Genomic DNA, 653 nt, shown 5'->3' with positions numbered 1-653 from the left:
CCTTTTTTTGGGGATCAGGGTCATGGCAGCAAAGAGAATTCCAATGCGCAAAATCAGAGAATTGCTTCGCCTGAGGCTGGACGCCGGGCTCTCGATCCGGCAGATCAGCGCCAGCACCAAGACCAGTGTCGGAGCCATCCAGAAGCTCCTGGCCCGGGCCGATACCCTGGAAATCACCTGGCCATTGCCAAAGGACTTGGACGACGGCCGCCTGGCGGCCATGTTCTATCCCGGCTCCGATCCCACCTCGTCCGTCCGCTATCAGCAGCCGGACTGGGCGACAGTCCATCAGGAACTCAAACGCAAAGGCGTGACCAAGCAGTTGCTGTGGGAGGAATACACGGCCCAATATCCCAATCGATGCTATAGCTACTCACAGTACTGTGACCGCTTCCGGCACTGGCAGAAGCAGCAAAAGCGCTCCATGCGCCAGATCCACAAGGCCGGTGAAAAATGCTTTATTGACTACTGCGGCCCCACCGTACCGATCATCAACCCGCAAACCGGTGAAATCCGCACGGCTCAGGTGTTCGTCGCCGTGCTAGGTGCCTCCAATTACACCTACGCCGAAGCCACCTGGAGCCAGGGGTTGCAGGACTGGCTGCTGAGTCACGTGCGCACCTTCGAGTACTTCGGCGGTGTTCCGGAAATGG

General features: G+C 58.7%; 1 pseudogene. It reads left to right on the top strand.

From position 1 onward, the window contains the following. Positions 1–22 precede the first annotated feature (22 nt). Positions 23–653: pseudogene (locus tag H3Z84_RS05680) on the top strand (IS21 family transposase); the annotation flags it as partial.

The sequence above is a fragment of the Marinobacter sp. bablab_jr003 genome (assembly GCF_016464245.1).
Taxonomy (GTDB): Bacteria; Pseudomonadota; Gammaproteobacteria; order Pseudomonadales; family Oleiphilaceae; genus Marinobacter; species Marinobacter vinifirmus.
The sequence above is the reverse complement of the archived record's forward strand: the minus strand, read 5'-3'. Positions and strand labels throughout refer to the sequence as shown.